The organism is Roseateles asaccharophilus (assembly GCF_004362405.1).
Classification (GTDB): Bacteria; Pseudomonadota; Gammaproteobacteria; order Burkholderiales; family Burkholderiaceae_C; genus Kinneretia; species Kinneretia asaccharophila.
Map to the genome: position 1 here is coordinate 349,927 of NZ_SNXE01000004.1, position 20,472 is coordinate 370,398.

The 20,472-nt window shown below is 67.3% G+C and carries 16 protein-coding genes, 1 tRNA gene and 1 pseudogene; 11 read left to right on the forward strand and 7 right to left on the reverse strand.

Annotated elements, in window-relative coordinates; translation table 11 throughout:
• Window positions 1–3 precede the first annotated feature (3 nt).
• On the reverse strand, window positions 4–1,134 hold the full coding sequence (locus tag DFR39_RS11795) for a beta-ketoacyl-ACP synthase III (protein ID WP_133603745.1): 1,131 nt from the start codon (window positions 1,132–1,134) through the stop codon (window positions 4–6).
• Window positions 1,135–1,437: 303 nt separating this feature from the next.
• Here DFR39_RS11795 and DFR39_RS11800 point away from each other — a divergent pair, with 303 nt between their 5' ends.
• Window positions 1,438–2,415 (forward strand): GMP reductase, encoded by a 978-nt coding sequence (locus DFR39_RS11800; RefSeq protein ID WP_133603746.1) that lies wholly within the window; start codon window positions 1,438–1,440, stop codon window positions 2,413–2,415.
• A gap of 197 nt (window positions 2,416–2,612) precedes the next feature.
• On the opposite strand, the gene DFR39_RS11805 is transcribed toward DFR39_RS11800, so the two are convergent.
• Entirely contained in the window at window positions 2,613–3,674 is a 1,062-nt protein-coding gene (locus DFR39_RS11805; RefSeq protein ID WP_133603747.1) for an alkene reductase, read from the reverse strand.
• A gap of 176 nt (window positions 3,675–3,850) precedes the next feature.
• On the opposite strand from DFR39_RS11805, the gene DFR39_RS11810 reads away from it, so the two are divergent.
• Window positions 3,851–6,679, forward strand: a complete 2,829-nt coding sequence (locus DFR39_RS11810; RefSeq protein ID WP_133603748.1) for a valine--tRNA ligase — start codon at window positions 3,851–3,853, stop codon at window positions 6,677–6,679.
• Between the two features lie 20 nt (window positions 6,680–6,699).
• Here DFR39_RS11810 and DFR39_RS11815 read toward each other — a convergent pair whose 3' ends face one another.
• Complete coding sequence (locus tag DFR39_RS11815; RefSeq protein WP_133603749.1) at window positions 6,700–7,680, reverse strand: NAD(P)-dependent oxidoreductase; 981 nt, start codon at window positions 7,678–7,680, stop codon at window positions 6,700–6,702.
• Between the two features lie 81 nt (window positions 7,681–7,761).
• On the opposite strand from DFR39_RS11815, the gene galU reads away from it, so the two are divergent.
• Entirely contained in the window at window positions 7,762–8,637 is an 876-nt protein-coding gene (galU, locus tag DFR39_RS11820) for a UTP--glucose-1-phosphate uridylyltransferase GalU (protein ID WP_133603750.1), read from the forward strand.
• Between the two features lie 68 nt (window positions 8,638–8,705).
• On the opposite strand, the gene DFR39_RS11825 is transcribed toward galU, so the two are convergent.
• Both DFR39_RS11825 and cysM read right to left on the reverse strand, forming a co-directional pair.
• On the reverse strand, window positions 8,706–8,933 hold the full coding sequence (locus DFR39_RS11825; protein ID WP_133603793.1) for a sulfurtransferase TusA family protein: 228 nt from the start codon (window positions 8,931–8,933) through the stop codon (window positions 8,706–8,708).
• 50 nt (window positions 8,934–8,983) lie between these two features.
• Window positions 8,984–9,892, reverse strand: a complete 909-nt coding sequence (gene cysM / locus DFR39_RS11830) for a cysteine synthase CysM (RefSeq protein ID WP_133603751.1) — start codon at window positions 9,890–9,892, stop codon at window positions 8,984–8,986.
• 78 nt (window positions 9,893–9,970) lie between these two features.
• On the opposite strand from cysM, the gene DFR39_RS11835 reads away from it, so the two are divergent.
• Together DFR39_RS11835 and DFR39_RS11840 are read left to right on the forward strand one after the other, a co-directional pair.
• Window positions 9,971–10,055: transfer RNA gene (locus DFR39_RS11835), tRNA-Leu, on the forward strand.
• Between the two features lie 212 nt (window positions 10,056–10,267).
• Window positions 10,268–10,846: a rhomboid family intramembrane serine protease gene (locus DFR39_RS11840; RefSeq protein WP_133603752.1), complete on the forward strand. Its 579-nt coding sequence runs from the start codon at window positions 10,268–10,270 to the stop codon at window positions 10,844–10,846.
• A 24-nt stretch (window positions 10,847–10,870) separates the two neighbouring features.
• On the opposite strand, the gene DFR39_RS11845 is transcribed toward DFR39_RS11840, so the two are convergent.
• On the reverse strand, window positions 10,871–11,755 hold the full coding sequence (locus tag DFR39_RS11845) for an SDR family oxidoreductase (protein WP_133603753.1): 885 nt from the start codon (window positions 11,753–11,755) through the stop codon (window positions 10,871–10,873).
• A 124-nt stretch (window positions 11,756–11,879) separates the two neighbouring features.
• Between DFR39_RS11845 and DFR39_RS11850 the strand changes: the two genes are divergently transcribed.
• From DFR39_RS11850 to DFR39_RS11875, 6 genes are all read left to right on the forward strand, one after another.
• Window positions 11,880–12,911, forward strand: coding sequence for a CDP-6-deoxy-delta-3,4-glucoseen reductase (locus DFR39_RS11850; protein WP_133603754.1), 1,032 nt, complete (start codon window positions 11,880–11,882; stop codon window positions 12,909–12,911).
• The gene (locus tag DFR39_RS11855; protein ID WP_133603755.1) at window positions 12,911–13,636 is read left to right on the forward strand and encodes a 2OG-Fe dioxygenase family protein; all 726 of its coding nucleotides are present in this window, start codon (window positions 12,911–12,913) and stop codon (window positions 13,634–13,636) included. Before DFR39_RS11850 ends, DFR39_RS11855 begins: the two co-directional genes overlap by 1 nt.
• 195 nt (window positions 13,637–13,831) lie before the next feature.
• Entirely contained in the window at window positions 13,832–14,947 is a 1,116-nt protein-coding gene (locus tag DFR39_RS11860) for a Leu/Phe/Val dehydrogenase (protein WP_133603756.1), read from the forward strand.
• Between the two features lie 85 nt (window positions 14,948–15,032).
• Window positions 15,033–16,052, forward strand: a complete 1,020-nt coding sequence (locus DFR39_RS11865) for a Bug family tripartite tricarboxylate transporter substrate binding protein (protein ID WP_133603757.1) — start codon at window positions 15,033–15,035, stop codon at window positions 16,050–16,052.
• Between the two features lie 183 nt (window positions 16,053–16,235).
• Entirely contained in the window at window positions 16,236–17,780 is a 1,545-nt protein-coding gene (locus tag DFR39_RS20380; RefSeq protein ID WP_133603758.1) for a methyl-accepting chemotaxis protein, read from the forward strand.
• Window positions 17,781–17,858: 78 nt separating this feature from the next.
• Window positions 17,859–20,393 carry a thiamine pyrophosphate-dependent enzyme gene (locus DFR39_RS11875; RefSeq protein WP_133603759.1) on the forward strand — a complete coding sequence of 845 codons (2,535 nt, stop codon included), beginning with the start codon at window positions 17,859–17,861 and terminating at the stop codon, window positions 20,391–20,393.
• Here DFR39_RS11875 and DFR39_RS11880 read toward each other — a convergent pair.
• Window positions 20,378–20,472: pseudogene (locus tag DFR39_RS11880) on the reverse strand (ABC transporter ATP-binding protein); the annotation flags it as partial. The gene DFR39_RS11875 and the pseudogene DFR39_RS11880 overlap by 16 nt on opposite strands.

The following is a 20,472-nucleotide window of genomic DNA, read 5'->3' on the forward strand; positions in this document are numbered from 1 at the left end:
GGATCAGCGCTTGCGGACGACGACCGAGCCGATGGAGTAGCCCGCCCCGAAGGAGCAGATCACCCCGAGATCATCCGTGTTGAGGCCCTGTCGATGGGCATGAAAGGCAATGATGGAGCCGGCGGATGCCGTGTTGGCATACTCATCCAGGATCAGGGGGGCCACCTCGCTGCCGGCCTCAGCCTGCTCGGTGCCGAGCAGCTTCTTGATCACCAGCTGATTCATGCCCAGATTGGCCTGGTGCAGCCAGAAGCGGCGGACCTGGGCAGGACTGAGCCCCAGCTTGTCCAGATGCTGCTCGATATGCGTCGCCGCCAAGGGCACGACTTCCTTGAAGACCTTGCGGCCTTCCTGGCGGAAGGTCTTGTCGCGGGCTGTTGCGGAGCTGTCCTCGGCCCGGTTCATGAAACCGAAGTTGTTGCGGATATTGCTGGAGAACTGGGTCGCCAGCTTGGTGCCCAGCACCTCCCAGGTCTCGGCCGCGGTGGCGGTATCGGCGCGCTCCACGATCAGGGCGGTGCAGACATCACCGAAGATGAAGTGGCAGTCCCGGTCCTTCCACTCCAGATGGGCGGAGGTGATTTCGGGATTCACCACCAGCACGCAACGCGCCGTGCCGGCGCGCACCGCATTCACCGCCTGCTCCAGGGCAAAGGTGGCCGAGGAGCAGGCCACATTCATGTCAAAGCCATAGCCGCCCGCGCCGAGAGCCTGCTGGATCTCGATGGCCATGGCCGGGTAGGCGCGCTGCATATTGGCCGCGGCACACAGGACCGCATCCACATCGGCACCGGTCTTGCCGGCCTGCTTCAAGGCCTGCTGGGCCGCCTCCACCGCGATCTCCGCCATCAGGGAGAGCTGCTCGTCGGGACGCTCCGTGAATCGCGGATACATGCGCGCCGGGTCCAGCACGCCGCTCTTCTCGATCACATAGCGCTGCTTGATGCCGGAAGCCTTCTCGATGAACTCCACGCTGGAATGCGCAAGCGCCGGACGCTCACCTGCGGCAATGGCCTCGGCATGGCGGGCGTTCTCCAGATCCACATAGCGGTTGAAGGCCTCCACCAGCTCGGCGTTGCTGATGGTGTGCGGCGGGCGGTAAAGGCCGGTGCCACTGATGACGACTGCGCTCATGACTCATGCTTTGCTGATGCGGCGGGGGCGCAAGTTTAGCCAGCCCCGGCCGTCCGGGGCAAAGAGGACTTTCCCAGGCCGAGGCACTGGCCCGACAGGAATTGAGCGTAGAATCAATCACCGGGCCCAAATTTTGTCTTCGGCCCGGCGCGTCACGCCTTGACTTCCTTACCGAAGTCAGCCTCCGACGCGATGGCCTCCCCGGCCATCGAGGGCGCCAGCCCTCTTGCCGAAGCAAGTCAAGCGCTCGCAGCCCAGGTGGTGCACTGCATGCAACGCACCCCGTCTATGCGATCTTGAATCATGGAAATCTTCGACTACGACAACATCCTGCTCCTGCCGCGCAAGTGCCGCGTGGAAAGCCGTGCCGAGTGCGACACCTCGGTGCAGTTCGGAGCGCACCGCTTCAAGCTGCCGGTCGTCCCGGCCAATATGAAGACGGTGGTGGATGAGCGCATCACGGAATGGCTGGCCGCCAATGGCTACTTCTATGTGATGCACCGCTTTGATCTGGACAATGTAGCCTATGCGCGCAGCATGCGCGACAAGGGCCTGATCGTCTCGCTGAGCTCCGGCGTCAAGGAGGCCGACTACGCGGTGATCGACCGCCTGGCGGCGGACGGCGTGGGCGCCGACTACATCACCATCGACATCGCCCATGGCCATGCCGACAGCGTGCAGCGCATGATCGCCCACATCAAGCACAAGCTGCCCGAGGCCTTCGTGATCGCCGGCAATGTGGGCACGCCCGAGGGTGTGATCGACCTGGAAAACTGGGGCGCGGACGCCACCAAGGTGGGCATCGGCCCCGGCAAGGTCTGCATCACCCGCCTCAAGACAGGCTTCGGCACCGGCGGCTGGCAGCTCTCGGCCCTGAAATGGTGTGCCCGCGTGGCCACCAAGCCCATCATTGCCGACGGGGGCATCCGCCACCATGGCGATATCGCCAAGAGCGTGCGCTTCGGCGCCAGCATGGTGATGGTCGGTTCGCTGTTTGCCGGCCATGAAGAGTCGCCGGGCAGCACGGTCGAGGTGGACGGCAAGCTCTACAAGGAGTACTACGGCTCGGCCTCGGACTTCAACAAGGGCGAGTACAAGCATGTGGAGGGCAAGCGCATCCTGGAGCCGGTAAAGGGCAAGTTTGCCGACACCTTGCGCGAGATGCGCGAAGACCTGCAGAGCTCCATCTCCTACGCCGGTGGCCGCAGCCTGGCCGACCTGAAGAAGGTGAACTACGTGATCCTGGGCGGCGAAAACGCCGGCGAGCATCTCTTCATGTAAAGCCCAGGGCCAGCCCGGCGTTTCGGCGTCGCCAAAACGCCAGCGAGCACTTTTCATGTAAAGCCGATGGTCCGCCCGGCGTTTCGGCGCAGCCAAAACGCCGGCGAGCATCTCTTCATGTGAGGCGCGCTGAGAAGATCAGCCAGTAAAAAGGGGCCCTGTCGGGCCCCTTTGTCTTCGTCAGGCGTGGCGCGCGCTCAAAGCGTCGGGTAGTCGGTATAACCCTTGGCGCCAGGCGTGTAGAAGGTGGCCTGATCCGGGGCGTTCCAGGCCGCGCCGCGCTCGATGCGGGCGGGCAGATCGGGGTTGGCCAGATAGCCGGTGCCGAAGGCCACGGCGTCCAGCTTGCCCTCGGCCACCGCCTGCGCGCCCTCCTCGGCGGTGTAGCCCATATTGCCGACCAGCAGACCGCGGTACTTCTCGCGCGCCACCGTCATCACATCGGCCTTCTGCACGCCGAAGAAGTCGGCGCGCATCAGGTGCAGATAGGCCAGCTTGAAACGGTTGAGCTCCTCGGCCAGGAAGGCGGTCAGGCCCACGGGGTCGCTGTCCACCATGCTGTTGTAGCTGTTGAGCGGCGACAGGCGCAGGCCCACGCGATCGGAGCCGATGGCGCCGCACACGGCCTCCAGCACTTCAAAGAGGAAGCGGGCGCGCTTGGGCAGCGAGCCGCCATAGGCATCCTGGCGCTGGTTGGCACCATCGCGCAGGAACTGGTCGATGAGATAACCATTGGCGCCGTGAACCTCCACACCGTCAAAGCCGGCCTCGCGGGCCCGACGGGCTGCGTCGGCATAGGCCTGCACCAGGGCCGGGATCTCATCGGCACGCAGGGCGCGGGCCGGCACATTGGGCTGCTTGCCGCTGGGCGTGTGGGTCTCACCCTCGATGGCCAGCGCGCTGGAGGACACGGGCTCCTCACCACCGTTGAGCGCCGGATGCGCGGCACGGCCGGCGTGCCAGATCTGCATGAAGATGCGACCGCCCTGGGCATGCACCGCCTCGGTGGTCAGCTTCCAGGCCTGCAGCTGCGCATCGTTGTAGATACCCGGGTCGGCACCAAAGGCCGAGGTATTGGGCAGGATGGAAGTGCACTCGGTAATGATCAGACCGGCACTGGCCCGCTGGGCGTAGTACTCGGCCATCAGCGCATTGGGCATATGCCCCTCACTGGCGCGGGTGCGGGTCAGCGGCGCCATCAGGGTGCGGTTGGGCAGGGTCAGGGCGCCAAGCTGGATGGGTGTGAGCAGAGCATTCATGGATTGAGCGGAGGAAATGCAATCGCGCTAGTGTGCCCGCGGCGGCAAGCCCGTGTGCAAGACAGGAAGGCCGCGGGCATGCTAAGCCCCGAGGGAGCGCCTGGTGCCACCTACAATCGGGCCCATTCCCTGAGACCTCCACCGCGCCGCGACCGCCGCAGGCGCCTGCCGCCACCATGACCGAACTCGCGAAGTCTTTCGAACCTGCTGCCCTCGAAGCCCATTGGGGCCCGCTGTGGGAATCCAAGGGCCTGTACAAGCCCAGCCTGGATCCGGCGCGCGAATCCTTCTGCATCCAGCTGCCGCCGCCCAATGTGACCGGCACCCTGCATATGGGCCATGCCTTCAACCAGACCATCATGGACTCGTTGACGCGCTACCACCGCATGAAGGGCTGCAACACCCTGTGGGTACCCGGCACCGACCATGCCGGCATCGCCACCCAGATTGTGGTGGAACGCCAGCTGCAGGGCCAGGGTCAGAGCCGTCATGACCTGGGCCGCAAGAACTTCGTCGCCCGCGTCTGGGAATGGAAGCAGCAGAGCGGCAACACCATCACCCAGCAGATGCGCCGCATGGGCGACTCGGTCTCCTGGGAGCACGAGTACTTCACCATGGACGAGAAGCTCTCGGGCGTGGTGACCGAGACCTTTGTGCGCCTCTACGAAGAGGGCCTGATCTACCGCGGCAAGCGCCTGGTGAGCTGGGACCCCATCCTGAAGTCCGCCGTCTCCGACCTGGAGGTGGAGAGCGAGGAGGAAGACGGCTCGCTCTGGCATATCCGCTATCCGCTGGCCGAGGGCACGGAGTCCCTGGTCGTGGCCACCACCCGCCCCGAAACCCTGCTGGGCGACACGGCCGTGATGGTCCATCCCGAGGACGAGCGCTACAAGCATCTGATCGGCCAGCAGGTGAAGCTGCCCGTGACCGGCCGCCTGGTGCCGGTGATTGCCGACGAATACGTGGACAAGGACTTCGGCACCGGCGTGGTCAAGGTGACGCCCGCGCACGATACCAATGACTACCAGGTGGGCCAGCGCCATGGCCTGCCCATGCTGACCATCTTCGATCTGGAAGCCAAGGTCAGCAATGCCGAGGTGGCAGAGATCCCGGCCGAGTACGTCGGCCTGGACCGCTTCGTCGCGCGCAAGAAGATCGTGGCCCAGCTGGAGGCCGAGAACCTGCTGGTCGAGGTCAAGAAGCACAAGCTGATGGTGCCGCGCTGCGCCCGCACCGGCCAGGTGATCGAGCCCATGCTGACCGACCAGTGGTTCGTCGCCATGAGCAAGGCCGGCGCCAATGGCAAGAGCATCGCCGAGGAGGCCATCGAGGCCGTGTCCAGCGGTGAGGTCAAGTTCGTGCCCGAGAACTGGGTCAACACCTACAACCAGTGGATGAAGAACATCCAGGACTGGTGCATCTCGCGCCAGCTCTGGTGGGGCCACCAGATCCCGGCCTGGTACGACGAGGACGGCAATGTCATCGTCGCCCGCAGCGAAGCCGAAGCCCAGGCCAAGGCCCCTGGCAAGACCCTCAAGCGCGACGAGGACGTGCTGGACACCTGGTACTCCTCCGCCCTGGTGCCCTTCTCCACCCTGGGCTGGCCCGCCAAGACCCTGGAGCAGGACCTCTTCCTGCCCTCCTCCGTGCTGGTGACCGGCTACGACATCATCTTCTTCTGGGTCGCCCGGATGATCATGATGACCAAGCATTTCACCGGCCAGGTGCCCTTCAAGCATGTGTACATCCACGGCCTGGTGCTGGATGCGCAGGGCAAGAAGATGAGCAAGTCCGAGGGCAATGTGCTGGACCCGGTGGACCTGATCGACGGCATTGAGCTCGCCCCCCTGCTGGACAAGCGCACCCAGGGTCTGCGCAAGCCCGAGACCGCGCCGAAGGTGCGCAAGGCCACCGAGAAGGAGTTCCCCGAGGGCATCCCCGGCTATGGCGCCGATGCGCTGCGCTTCACCTTCGCGGCCATGGCCACCCTGGGTCGCTCGGTCAATTTCGACAGCAAGCGCTGCGAGGGCTATCGCAACTTCTGCAACAAGCTGTGGAACGCCACGCGCTTCGTGCTGATGAACACCGAGGGCCAGGATTGCGGCCTGGCCCATGAGCCGGGCCACTGCCCGCCGGGCTACAACCACTTCTCGCAGGCCGACCGCTGGATTGCCAGCGAGCTGCAGAAGGTGGAAGCCGCCGTGGCCCAGGGCTTTGCCGACTACCGCCTGGACAATGTGGCAAACGCCATCTACGACTTCGTCTGGAACGAGTACTGTGACTGGTACCTGGAAATCGCCAAGGTGCAGCTGCAGGTGGCCAAGGACGAGGGCAAGGAGGCCGCCGCCCGCGGCACCCGCCGCACCCTGATCCGCGTGCTGGAAACCGTGCTGCGCCTGCTGCATCCGGTGGCACCCTTCATCACCGAGGAGCTGTGGCAGACCGTGGCCCCGGTGGCCGGCCGCAAGACCAGCGACTACCTGGTCACGGCCGCCTACCCCGTGGCCCAGCCCGAGAAGATCGACCCCGCCGCCAGCGCCTGGGTGGAGCAGCTCAAGTCCGTGGTCAGCACCTGCCGCAGCCTGCGCAGCGAGATGGGCCTGAGCCCCTCGGACCGCGTGCCCCTGCTGGTGGGCGGCGATCTGAGCTTCATCCGCGAAGCCGCGGCCGCGCTCAAGGTGCTGGCCAAGCTGGAGAAGGTGGAGCTGATCGAGGACGAGGCCGCCTTCAACCAGGCCAGCGCCATGTCGCCGGTGCTGGTGCATGGGGCGGCGCGCCTGGCACTCAAGGTGGAGATCGATGTGGAGGCGGAGAAGGCCCGTCTGTCCAAGGAGCTCGCCCGCCTGGAGGGCGAAGTGGCCAAGGCCACGGCCAAGCTCTCCAACGAGAGCTTTGTGGCCCGCGCCCCGGCCGCCGTCGTGGAGCAGGAGCGCCAGCGCATTGCCGACTTCGGCAACACCGTGACGCGCTTGCGCGCGCAGCTCAGTCAGTTGCTGGGCCGCTGAGGCCAGTCCTCATACGCTGCTTAGCGCCAGCGAGACGAGGCCAAGGCAGGCTCGGGCAGATCGGCTGGATAGGTCGCCCGAAAGTCCGCCGCGGCCGGTGGCGGCACGGTCAGCAGCTCGTCCATGCGGCGTGCCACACCCCAGGCTGCGCGCACCCGCGACTCACGGGTCGTGCTTGCCAGGCGCGGCGTGACCTGCACGCCCTCCAGGCCATGCAGGGGCCGGCCAGGCTCCAGCAGCCCCGGTTCCAGACTGTCGAACCAGGCGGCCAGAACACGCCCGCTGCTCATGGCATCGGCCAGGGCCTGCTCATCAAACACGGCCGAGTGCGCAATGCTCACCAGCACCTGCCCCGGCTTGGCAAAGCCCAGTACGCGCTCGCCGATCAGGCCGCGGTAGCGCAGGAAATAGGCCAGCTGCACGCTGACCCCATCGCTTTGCTCCATGAGCTCGCGCAGGGGCAATGGCTCGATGCCCCACTGTGCCCACAGGGGCTCGCTCTGGTGCAGGCTGGGGTCATAGCCCACCACCCGCGTGCCGAAAGCCGGCAAGAGCTGAGCCAGCATGCGTGCCGCCGGGCTCATGCCGATCAGGCCCACGGTGGCACAGCCCAGCTCCCGGCCCACCAGCATGCCGTCGCTGCTAAGCACCGGCACCCGGCGCAGCAAGGCCAGCAAGGCGCCCACCACAAACTCGGCCTCGGCACTGGCGGTGGCGGTCAGGCTTCGAACGACCTCAACCCGCGCTGCACGGCAGGCATCGACATCGATGTTCTCGGGGCCGGCACTCATGCGCGCCACCACCCGCAGCCGGGGTGCCTGACGCAGCAGCTGGCCATCCAGCGGCACATGGGGCGGCAGCACCAGCCCCTGGACATGGGCCAGTGCGGCGCGCAGAGCTTGCGGATTGCTCGCCAGCTCAGGGGCGTAATGCACGGCATGGCGCTCCGCCAGCCACTGCACCACCTCCGCCTCCAGCGGCTCAACAATCAACAGGCTCATGCTTCACAGCCTTGCAATCCTTAAAAAAGACACTCTTGCACCATGACACAATGGCCGCGGTCAAAAGGAGAGTGTACGGAAATGATGGTCAACAAAGCGATCTTCCCGGTAGCAGGCCTGGGCACCCGATTCCTGCCGGCCACCAAGGCCCAGCCCAAGGAAATGCTGCCGGTGGTGGACAAGCCGCTGATCCAGTACGCCGTCGAGGAAGCCTATGCCGCCGGCGTGCGCGAGATGATCTTTGTGACGGGCCGGCACAAGCGCCCGATCGAGGACCACTTTGACATGACCTTCGAGCTCGAGGTAGCCCTCGAACAGGCGGGTAAGCGTGAGTTGCTGGAGGTGGTTCGCAGCGTCAAGCCCGACGATATGGAGTGCATCTATGTGCGTCAGGCCCAGGCCCTGGGTCTCGGTCATGCCGTGCTCTGCGCCCAGCGTCTGGTGGGCAACGAGCCCTTTGCCGTGCTGCTGGCCGATGACCTGATGGTGGGCCCACAAGGGGGTCAGGGCGTGCTCAAGCAGATGGTGGAGCAGTTCAGGGAATGGCGCGCCTCCATCCTGGCGGTGCAGGAAGTGCCGGCCGAGCACACCAAGCGCTACGGCATCGTGGCCGGCAACGCCGTCAACGAGCAGCTCGTGGACGTGAGCCGCATCGTCGAGAAACCGGATCCCGAGGTCGCGCCATCGCGCCTGGGCGTGGCCGGCCGCTACATCCTGACGCCGGGCGTCTTCCACGAGATTGCCAACCAGCCCCGCGGCGTGGGCGGTGAGATCCAGCTGACCGATGGCATTGCCGGCCTGCTGCGCCGCGAGAAGGTCTTCGCCTACCGCTACGAGGGCAAGCGCTACGACTGCGGCAGCAAGGAAGGCTTTCTGCAGGCCAATGTGGAACTGGCCCTGGCTCACCCGCAGCTGGGCCCGGGCTTCCGGGACTACCTGCAGAAGCTGGATATCTGAGGGGCCAGGCCCCAAAGCGCAAAGGCCACCCGAGGGTGGCCTTTTTCATGCACGGGGCGCGGCTGCGCTCAGCGGCGCTTGAGCACGTGGATGAACTCGTCGCCCTGGCTGCTCTGCTCCACCAGCTCATTGCCGGTCTGGCGGGCAAAGGCCTGGAAGTCACGGGTGGAGCCGGGATCGGTGGCCACCACCTTGAGCAGCTGGCCACTTTCCATCTCGGCCAGCGCCTTCTTGGCCTTGAGGATGGGCAGCGGACAGTTCAGACCGCGGGTATCGAGTTCCTTGTGAATGTCCATGTTCATGCGTTCTCCGAGCTGGCGATTCTAGGTGGGCACGTGTCGCCGCCTCAGGCGGGAAACACCCCGGTGGACAGGTAGCGGTCGCCGCGGTCGCAGACCACGAAAACGATGGTGGCGTTCTCCACCTGGCGAGCCAGCTGCAGCGCCACCCAGCAGGCGCCCGCGGCCGAGATGCCACCGAACAGGCCTTCCTCGCGCGCCAGGCGGCGGGCCATGTCCTCGGCGTCGGACTGGCTCACATAGACCAGCTCGTCCACGGCGGCCGGCTTGTAGATCTTGGGCAGATAGGCCTCGGGCCATTTGCGGATGCCCGGGATGCGCGAGCCTTCCGAAGGCTGGGCCCCGACGATGCGGACCTCGGGGTTCTTTTCCTTGAGAAAGCGCGAGGTGCCGGTGATGGTGCCGGTGGTGCCCATGGCGCTCACGAAGTGGGTGACGCGACCCTCGGTATCGCGCCAGATCTCAGGCCCGGTGGTCTCATAGTGAACCCGCGGGTTGTCCTCGTTGGCAAACTGGTCCAGCACACGACCCTTGCCCTCGGCCTGCATCTTCTCGGCCAGATCGCGGGCATATTCCATGCCGCCGGAGCGCGGGGTCAGGATGAGCTCGGCGCCAAAGGCCTTCATGGTCTGGGCCCGCTCGATGGACAGGTCCTCCGGCATGATCAGCACCATGCGGTAGCCCCGTATGGCCGCGGCCATGGCCAGGGCAATGCCGGTATTGCCCGAGGTGGCCTCGATCAAGGTGTCGCCCGGCTTGATATCACCCCGCTCCTCGGCACGGCGGATCATGCTGATGGCGGGCCGGTCTTTCACCGAACCGGCGGGGTTGTTGCCCTCCAGCTTGGCCAGGATCACATTGCCGCGGGAGGCAAGCTCTGACCCCAGGCGCTGCAGGCGCACCAAGGGCGTGTTGCCGATCACATCCTCAAGGGTCGGGTAGGCTTTGCTGTTCATGCGGCGATTGTCGCAGCCCGCGCCACTGATTGCATGGCATAATCTGAGGCTCTCACATGCAGTGTGTCGAGCCGAGATGCCCGGGTGGCGAAATCGGTAGACGCAGGGGACTCAAAATCCCCCGCCGCAAGGTGTGCCGGTTCGAGTCCGGCCCCGGGCACCAAGCTTCTTGGGCTTGATCACTGCGCGCTGGACAAGGCGCTCATGCGCCCGCCAACAAGCCCCGCTGGTCGGGGCTTTTTTGCGTCCGCAACTCGCGCCGTGGCACGCCGCGACACCCGTTCGTCAGGGCGGCCCTGCTTCAGCGCATACACTCAGCCGCTGAGCCGCGAGCCCTGCGGCCGCAACCACCTTCACGAAGCGCCCTGCCCCGCCATGCCCCATCTGCCTCCGGTGACCAAAGCCTTCATGCTGGCCTGCGTGGGCCTGTTCTGCGCCTTCATCCTACTGCCGGGCCTGGAACCCCTGTTCATGCTCTGGCCCCTGCAGAGCGGCCGCTTCCTGCCCTGGCAGCCGGTGAGCTACGCCTTCCTGCATGGCGACATGCTGCACCTGTTCTTCAATATGCTGGGCCTGTGGATGTTCGGCTCGGAGCTGGAGCGGGTCTGGGGCACCAAGCGCTATCTGCAGATGCTGGCCGCCAGCATCCTCAGCGCGGCCGCGGTGCAGTTGATCTTCACCCTGCTGATCGGCGCCTACACGCCGACGGTGGGCGCCTCGGGCGCGATGTTCGGCCTGCTGCTGTCCTTCGGCATGCTGTTCCCGGACCGCATCATCATGCCCCTGTTCCCGCCCATTCCCATGAAGGCCAAGTACTTCGTGGCCATCTTCGGCGCGCTGGAGCTGCTGATGGGCCTGACCGGCCGCAGCGGCATTGCCCACTTCGCCCATCTGGGCGGCATGCTGGGCGCCTATCTGTTGATCCGCTACTGGCGCAGCGCGCGCCGTCGCTGAAGCCCTGGTGCCGCCGCGGCGGGCTCAGGCCAGCAGGCCCTGGGCCGGCTGCGGATAGCGCAGCCGCAGGCGCAGCTCGGCCTTGAGCCGGCGGTTCACCAGCCGGCGCGACTCGCTCCAGAAGCTCAGCTGCAGCGGCGACATCTGTTCGGCCGCCTGCGCCCGCGTGATGCGCGGCGGCGGCGGCAGCTCGCAGAGCCGAGCCGCCAGCTCGAAGTACTCGCCCATCAGGAGCTCGCTGTCGTCATTGGCATGGACCACGCGCTGCGGGCGGCCACGCCACAGCGCCGCCAGGCAGGCGCGCGCCAGATCATCGGCATGCACATGGTTGGTGTAGACATCGTCCTCGGCCACCAGCACCGGCGTGCCGCGCAGCAGACGCTCGCGCGGATGGCCGCCGGCACGGTCGCCGGCATAGATGCCCGGCACGCGCAGGATGCTGACCCGGCAGCCGAAGTTCGCGCCAAACCAGCGCAGGCGCTGCTCGGCATCCACGCGCCGCGCGGCGCGGTCGGTGGCCGGAGCCACGGGCCGGGTCTCGTCAAAGCGCGCCCCGCCCGCATCGCCATACACGCCGGTGGTGCTGGTATAGACCAGGGCCTGCGGCGCCCGGTCGCGCGCCAAAGCGCGCAGCAGATTGAGCGTGCGCCGGTCCTCCCGACCCTGGTTCTGCGGTGGCGCCAGATGCAGCACCCGGTCGGCCAGACCGGCGAGACGTGCCAGGGTCTCGGGTCGGTCCAGATCGCCCCATAGCGGCGTGGCGCCGGCCGCACGCAGAACCTCGAAGCGCGCCGGGCTAGAGCTCAGCGCAAACACCGGCAAGCGCCCGCCCAGCTGCCTCAGCACCCGCAGGCCCACATCGCCGCAACCGATGATCAGGAGACGGGGGGGCGAGAGGCGCAGGCTCATGGGCAAGGGCAGGGCGAAGACTTTACGGGCTCGGGCAAAATAGAGGCCGAGTGTACGGCCCGCTCCCCCTCGATGCGGGCCGTGTTTTTTGTCCTAGCGCCAGGCAACAAGAGCCCAGATCACCATGAATTTCCAGGTCACCGTCCAACCCAGCGGCCGTGTCTTTGAAGTGGAACGAGAGGAGACCCTCTTGGGTGCCGCCATCCGACAAGGCGTGGGCCTGCCCTATGGCTGCAAGGATGGCGCCTGCGGCTCCTGCAAGAGCCGTCTGCTCGAGGGCCGGGTGATCCATGGCGCCCACCAGCCCAAGACCCTGACGCCCGAGGAAGAAGCCGCCGGCTTCGTCCTCACCTGCTGCGCCACGCCGCAGACCGACTGCTCGCTCGAAGCCCGCACCGTGCCCGGCGCCGGCGAGTTCCCCGTGCTCAAGCTGCCCAGCCGGGTGCTGAGCCTGACAAAGCCCGCGGCCGATGTGGCCGTGCTGCGCCTGCAGCTGCCGGCCAATCAGAACTTCCAGTTCCACGCCGGCCAGTATGTGGAGTTCATCCTGCGCGACGGCGCGCGCCGCAGCTATTCCATGGCCAACGCGCCCCACAATCTGGGCACGCCGGCCGCGATCGAGCTGCACATCCGCCACATGCCCGGCGGCAAATTCACCGACCATGTGTTCGGCGCGATGAAGGAGAAGGACATCCTGCGCATGGAAGGCCCCTTCGGCAGCTTCTTCCTGCGCGAGGACAGCGACAAGCCCATCGTGCTGCTAGCCAGCGGCACGGGCTTTGCGCCCATCAAGGCCATCATCGAACGCATCGAACATCTGGGCCTGAGCCGCCCGGTCACGCTGTACTGGGGCTGCCGCAGCCAGGCCGACCTCTATCTGCACGACTGGGCCCTGCAAGCCGCGGCCCGCCTGCCCCAGCTGCGCTATGTGCCGGTGCTCTCCGAGCCCAAGGCCGAGGACGGCTGGACCGGTCGCACGGGCTTTGTGCACCAGGCGGTGATGCAGGACTTCCCCGATCTCTCCGGCCACCAGGTCTATGCCTGCGGCGCCCCCATCATGGTGGAATCGGCCCAGCGCGATTTCGTGGCGACCTGCCAGCTGCCCGCCGAGGAGTTCTACGCCGACGCCTTCACCTCCGAAGCGGACAAGCACTGATGTTTGAGCCACCCTACGCCGCCGCCGACCGGTTCGAGAGCCAGCTCCGCGAGCTGGGCCATGTGGTGATCTCGCCCGCCACCGTGCAGCGGGCCTTCGGCGTCACGGCGGCCGAACTCGCCGCGCTGCAGCCCTTCTGGAGCGAGCTGCCGCCGGACGGCTATCTGCGCGATGGCGGCCGCTACCGTTTTCGCCGCCACAGCTGCTTCGTGGCCGAGGGGCAGCAATTGCGCCAGGTCGAGCATCGCGCCCACTGGCAGCCGCTTGACTACAACGCCCTGCACGGCGGCATCGAGCGCTGGTTCGAGCCCATGCGGCCCGAGGCCGTGGCCCTGCCCGCCTGGCAACGTCTGCTGACGGGCCTGGCCCGGGTGGCCTCGGCCCTCAAGGGCGAGCAGCCCTGGTTCATCGAGGCCCACCAGTTCCGCATCGACACCACGGACGGCATCGGCCGCCCCACCCCCGAGGGCGCCCACCGCGACGGCGTGGACTTCGTGGCGGTCTTCATGATCGAGCGCGCAGGCATCAAGGGCGGTGAGTCCCGCGTCTTCGAGGCCCGCGGCCCCCAGGGCCAGCGCTTCACCATGACCGCGCCCTGGACCCTGCTGCTGCTGGACGATGAGCGCATGATCCACGAGACCACGCCCATCCAGCCCGCGGCCGAACACGGCCACCGGGACACCCTGGTCCTGACCCTGCGCGCGGGTGGTTTCCAAGGCCCCTGAGGGCTTGCAGCGGCGCCGCCCGCCTGCGGCGACCTCTTGATGCAAAGCGGGCATGGCCCCATGCCCAGGTGGCTGGCCGGGGCGCAACGCGCACGGCTACACTCCCGCCCGGCCGCGCCACAAGCGCGGCTTGCGGCGACCTCCGTTTCCCGCGGCGGCGCCTCCCTCATTCCTGCATCACGAGTGCCCTGCTCCATGAACGCGATCACCCACGATCTCGCGCGCGCCCTGGCGTCCGCCCCCGCTTCCTCCCTGCCCAGCTCGCTCTTCGGCCTGCCCGACCAGGCACCGCACGAGAAGGTACTGCTGGCCGCCGACGCCCAGACCGGCCTGCGTGCCATCCTCGCCGTGCACAGCACCGCCCGCGGCCCGGCCTTCGGCGGCTGCCGCTTCTGGAGCTATGACAACGAGCTGGCCGCGCTGAACGATGCGCTGCGCCTCTCACAGGGCATGAGCCTCAAGAACGCCCTGGCCGATCTGCCCTTCGGCGGCGGCAAGGCCGTGATCATCAAGCCGCAGGGTGAGTTTGACCGCGCCGCGCTCTTCGCCGCCTTCGGCCGCGCCGTGCAGTCCCTGGCCGGCGACTACATCACCGCCGAGGACGTGGGCACCACCACGGCCGATATGCGCGGCATGCTGGCCCACACCCAGTTCGTCAGCGGCATCCCGCGCGACGGTGGCGCCTTCGGTGGCGACCCCAGCCCCAAGACGGCCTATGGCGTCTTCGTCTCCATCGACGAGGGCGTGAAGCGCGTGCTGGGCCGCAGCTCGCTGGAGGGCGTGCGCGTGGCCATCCAGGGTCTGGGCGCGGTGGGCTGGCATCTGGCCGAGTACCTGCACCAGGCCGGCGCCCAGCTGATCGTGGCCGATATCGACGCTGCCAAGGTGGAGCGCGCCCAGGCCCAGTTCGGCGCCCAGGCCGTGGCCATCGACGCCATCATCGCGGCCGACGCGGACGTGCTGGCCCCCTGCGCCCTAGGTGCCACGCTCAGCGCCACCAGCGTGCCCACCATCAGCGCCAAGCTGGTGGCCGGCGCCGCCAACAACCAGCTGGCCACCGCCGCCGAGGGTGATGCCCTGCAGGCCCGCGGCATCACCTACCTGCCCGACTACCTGGTGAATGCCGGCGGCATCATCTCGGTAGCCCGCGAGTACCGCGGCGAGGGCGAGGAAGGCCGCGTGATGGCCGAGGTGGGCCGCATCCGCGAACGCGTGGCCGAGTTGCTGGAGCGCGTGCGCAGCGAGCAGTCCACCCCGGCTCGCGTGGCCGATGCCTGGGCCCGCAGCAAGCTGGTCAAGCCCGCCGCGTGAACTGTGGCGCACGCCGGATGCTTCCGGCGTGCGCACTGCGAAACAGCGGCGCTTCGCTGGGGCTGCGGGCTGCTAGGCTTGAGGCATGAAGACCTCATCCACGCACAAGACCCGCCGCCTGCTGACGCTCAGCGCCCTGAGTCTGGCCACCGGCCTGAGCTTGCTGGCGGGCGCTCCCGCCCAAGCCCAGGGCAACAAGCCCATCCGTCTGGTCGTGCCCTATGCGCCGGGCGGCCCGCTGGACATCGTGGCCCGGGCCTTGGCCGAGCGCGTCAAAGACAAGCTGGGCGTGGTCATCATCGAGAACAAGGCCGGTGCCGGCGGCAATATCGGTGCCGATCTGGTGGCCAAGGCCGCGCCCGATGGTCAGACCCTGGTGATGGGCGCCGTGGCCACCCATGCCATCAATCCCTGGCTCTTCAGCAAGATCCCCTACGACCCCATCCGCGACTTCACGCCCATCACCCTGGTGGCCCGTGTGCCCAATGTGCTGGTGATGAACACCGAGACTGCTCAGCGCCTGAAGATCGAGAGCGTGGCCGACCTCGTGGCCTACGCCAAGAAGAACCCCGGCAAGCTCAACTACGGCTCCGGCGGCAACGGCAGCGCAGGCCATCTGGCCGGTGAGATGTTCAAGGCCCAGGCCGGGGTCTTCATGACCCACATCCCCTACTCCGGCGGCAACCCTGCCCAGCTGGCCCTGGTCTCCGGTCAGGTGGACCTGAACTTCGACAACCTGGCCAGTGCCTCGGCCAATATCAAGTCGGGCAAGCTCAAGGCGCTCGCCGTGACCACGGCCAAGCGCAGCCCAGCACAGCCGGAGACCCCGGCCATTGCTGAAAGCCCGGCCGCCCTGGGCCTGTCGAAGTTCGACATCAACACCTGGTTCGGCATCTTCGGGCCGGCCAAGCTGGCCCCCGAAACGGTCAAGACCTTGAACGCCGCCTTTGTCGAGGCCCTGAACTCGCCCGAGATGAAGAGCCGCATGGCCGCCCTGATGGCCGAGCCTGCGCCCAGCACGCCGGAGCAGTTCGGCGCCTTCGTCAAGAGCGAGCTGGCCAAGTACGAGGGCGTGGTCAAGCGCTCGGGCGCCAAGCTGGACTGAACTCCCGGGGGGCCCGACCACGGCTCCCGACACCAGCGCCGCCCAAGACCCCTAGCGCGGCATGGGGTTTTCTCCGCCTACGGCCCGGCTTTGCCGCTAGGCTTGCTCCTGTCGTCACGGCCCTGCATCGGGACGGACGACGCCCGGACTGCATATCCGGCGTGTCTCACAAGGGAGCAAAAGATGAAGAAGTTATCGGACCTGCGGGTGGGCTCGCGTCTGGGCCTTGCTTTTTCCATCGTGTTCGCGTTGATGCTGGTGATACTGGCAACGGCGCTCACCATTTTGCGCGGGGTCAGCGCCACCATGGACCAAGTGGTGGACGATCGATACGCCCAGATCGCCATGAGCAATCAGATCAAGGCGGTCGGCGATCGAGGGGCGCTCACGCTGTCCCGTATCTTGATGGCCAGCACAGCGGAGCGGCAAAAGCGCTATATGGATGAGTACGCACTCATTCGAGCGGAGAACACTGAGAACTTTGCCCGCTTCGAGAAGCTCTTGCACACCGCAGAGTCCAAGGCCATGTTCGCGGAACAGTCGGAGGCCAGAAAGGCCTACGGCACCGTCGTGCGCAAAGTCTTCGATCTCATCAGTGCAGGGCAGCGCGACGCCGCGATGCTGGTGTTCCAGGACGAAATCCCGGCACCCCAGGCACGCTACTACGCCCTGATAGACAAGATGGTCACGTATCAGGCCGAGGCCATGATCCGCGACGTTGCAGAGGCCGAGGCAGCGTCGAAAGCGGCCGTGCTACGCATGCTGCTGGCTTCCGCCGCAGCTCTCATCTTGGGCGGCCTGACCGCATACCTGATCACCCGGTCCATCACCGATCCGATTCGATACGCCACCGAGTTGGCCGAGACCGTCGCTGCAGGGCAGTTGAGCTATACCAAGCGTGCGGTGGGACACGACGAGGTCGGCCGCTTGGTAGGGGCCTTGCAGCACATGGTGGACAGTCTGCACCGGATTGTTTCGCAGGTGCGCCAGGGGGCCGACACCATCGTGAACGCCGCTCGCGACGTCACGACGGGCAATTCAGATCTGTCCGCTCGCACCGAGCAACAAGCAAGCGCCCTGCAGCAGACAGCTGCCGCCATGGAACAACTCACCGCCTCCGTCCGCCTGAGCGCAGACAACGCCGGCGAGGCCAATCGCTGTGCTCAGTCAGCCTCCGAGGTGGCTGGCAAAGGCGGTCAGGTGGTCAGCCAGGTGGTTGAGACCATGAACTCCATCTCGGCATCTTCCAAGCGCATCGTCGAGATCATCGGTGTGATCGACGGCATTGCCTTTCAGACCAATATCCTGGCACTCAACGCCGCAGTAGAAGCCGCTCGTGCTGGCGAGCAGGGGCGTGGTTTTGCCGTGGTCGCCGCCGAGGTGCGCAGTCTCGCGCAGCGCAGTGCGGTCGCGGCCAAGGAGATCAAGTCCCTGATCGATGACTCGGTCAGCCAGGTCGACAACGGCAGCCGCATGGTCGAGCAGGCTGGCGCCACCATGGGCCAGGTCGTGACCAGTATCAAGCGCGTCAGCGAGGTGGTGGCTGAGATCACCGCTTCCAGCCGCGAGCAGAGCAGCGGCATCGAGCAGGTGAACGAGGCCATCATCCAGATGGACGACACCACGCAGAAGAATGCCGCCATGGTTGAGCAAAGCACGGCCAGTGCTCGGGCACTGCAGGACCAAGCCGATCGGCTGACCGACACGGTGCGTACCTTCAGCCTCTAGGCGCATGGCCCGCGGGCCCGGCGCCGGCGGCCCGCGCCGGCCCCGCCTGGGCGCTGCGCGGGCCGTCAGGAGTTGTTCATGAGCACAGAACGTCTGCCCCCTGCGGCAGCAAACCTGGCACTGGGGGCTTCCTTGCCCTTGCCCGGCCCCCACAGCCCCGGCGTGGACGCCAGGGTGCTGGCCTTCATCGAGGCCTACCGCCAGCATGGCCACCGCTGCGCGCCGCTGGACCCGCTGGGTCTGGCCCCTCGCGCCGAGCCCGGCGACTGGCTGGCGCCGGAGCGCTTCGGCTTGGCGCCGCAGGAGGCCGTCGGCAGCACGGCGCCGCTGAGCGTGGCCCAGCTCCAGGCGCGCCTGCATGCGGTCTACTGCGGCCCGCTGAGCCTGGACTGCAGCGCGGTGCGCGACGATGGCCGCCGCCAGTGGTTGCACCAGCAGTTCGAGGCAGAGGCCCCGGCCTGCAGCGAGACGCAACTGGTGGCCCTGCAAGCCCGCTGGCAGCAGGCCCAGGACTGGGAGCGGCACATGGGCCAGCGCCAGCCGCAGGCCAAGCGTTTCTCGCTAGAGGGCTGCGAGGCCCTGCTGCCCCTGGTGGACGCCCTGCTGGCCGAGGCAGCCCAGCGCGGGCTCAACGAGATCTTCATGGGCATGCCGCACCGCGGCCGCGTCAATCTGCTCGTGAACCTGCTGGGCATGAAGCCGGCCCAGGTTTTCGACTACTTCGAAGCTCAGCCCCGGCAGCCCGAACTGCAGCGCGATCTGGTCTATCACCTGGGCCTGCGCAGCCGCATCAGCACGCCCCAGGGCGCGATCTGGCTCAACCTGGCCCACAACCCCTCGCATCTGCAGAGCATCTACCCCGTGGTGCTGGGCATGACGCGCGGCGCCCGCTCAGGCCGCGCCGCCAGTCTGATGCTGCACGGCGACGCCGCCTTCGCCGGTCAGGGTGTGGTGATGGAGAGCCTGATGCTGGCGCGCCGCCCCGGCTACACGGTGCGCGGCACGGTGCACATCCTGATCAACAACCAGCTGGGCTTCACCGAGCCCAATCCCCTGGACGGCCGCCAGGCCCAGTACGCCAGCGATATTGCGCGCATGGTGGACGCCCCCGTGCTGCGCCTGAACGCCGAGGCCCTGGCCGAGCTACCACGCGCTGCGCGCATCGCCTCGGCCTACCGTGAGCGCTTTGGCTGCGATGTGCTGATCGATCTGGTGGGTTACCGTCGCTTGGGGCACTCGGAGCACGATCTTCCCACGCTCACCAGCCCACGTCTGTACGCCGTGGTCGCCCGACATGAGGGCCTGGAGCGCGGCGCCAGCCAAACCACCGTCTTTGCGGATGATGCGGCCGCCCCCGGCGCGGGCACGCCGGAACCGCCCCCGCCCGTGCCGGCCGGCGCCTGGCGAGAGGCGCCCGTCGGCGACCAGGCTGGCTTGAGCCAGCTGGTGGAGGCCATGTGCCGCCTGCCATCCGGTTTCAAGCCCCATGCCCTGGTGGCGGAACTGATCGCGCACTGGCGCCGCTCGCTGGGCGGCGATCTGCGCCAACCCATCGACTGGTGCCTGGCCGAAAACCTCGCCTATGCCACCTTGCTGCGTGCCGGCATCGGGCTGCGCCTCACGGGCATGGATGTCTGCCGCGGCACCTTCATGCATCGCCAGGCCCTGTGGTTCGACCAGCAGCCCGGCTCGGGCGGCAGCCTCATGCCCCTGCGCCAGGTGGCGGGCGCCACGCCGCTGGAGATCATCAACTCGCCCCTGTCCGAGGAGGCTGTGCTGGGCTACGAGTACGGCCATAGCGTGCAGGACCGCGCCGGGCTGAGCCTGTGGGAGGCGCAGTTCGGCGACTTCGTGAACGGCGCCCAGGTCTATATCGACCAGTACCTGGCCTGCGGCGAGGAGAAGTGGGGCTGCACCAGCGGCCTGGTGCTCTTGCTGCCGCACGGCTATGAGGGCATAGGCCCCGAGCATTCCAGCGCTTTCCTGAGCCGCTTTCTGCTGCTGTGCGGGGCGGACAATCTGCGCGTGGTCTGCCCCAGCAGCTCGGCACAGCATTTCCATCTGCTGCGCCGCCAGGCCCTGGATCCGCAGCGCAAGCCCCTGGTGGTGATGGCGCCCAAGACCCGGCTCTACAAGCAGCCCGCCTCACACGCGCCCCTCGCCGCTCTGCTAGATGGCGAGTTCCAACCTGTGCTGGACGACCCCGACCATGGCCGGCGCGAGGCGAGCCGCGTACTGCTTTGCAGCGGCAAGCTTTTCTACGACCTGCTGGCAGCGCGCGCAGACCTGGGGCCAGCAGGCGAGCACATTGCCCTGCTGCGCCTGGAGCAGCTCTACCCCTTCCCGCGCGCAGCGCTGGAGCGCTTGCTCAAGCGCTACCCTCGGCTGGATACCCTGGTCTGGGCCCAGGAGGAGACGCTCAACCAGGGCGCCTGGTTCTTCGTGCGCGACGAGCTGGAAGCGCTGCAGCCCCCCTCCGCCAGACTGCAGACGGTGGCCCGCCCCAACACGGCAGCGGGCGCCACCGCCTCTCAACTGCTGCACCAGCGTGAACAGGAGGCTCTGCTGCATCAGGCCCTCGGCCCGATGCCCCAGGCTCACTCGCCCAGATAGGCGGCGCGAACCTTGGGATCGTTGAGCAGGGTCTTGCCCTCGCCGGTCATGGTGATGAGGCCGGACTCCATCACATAGC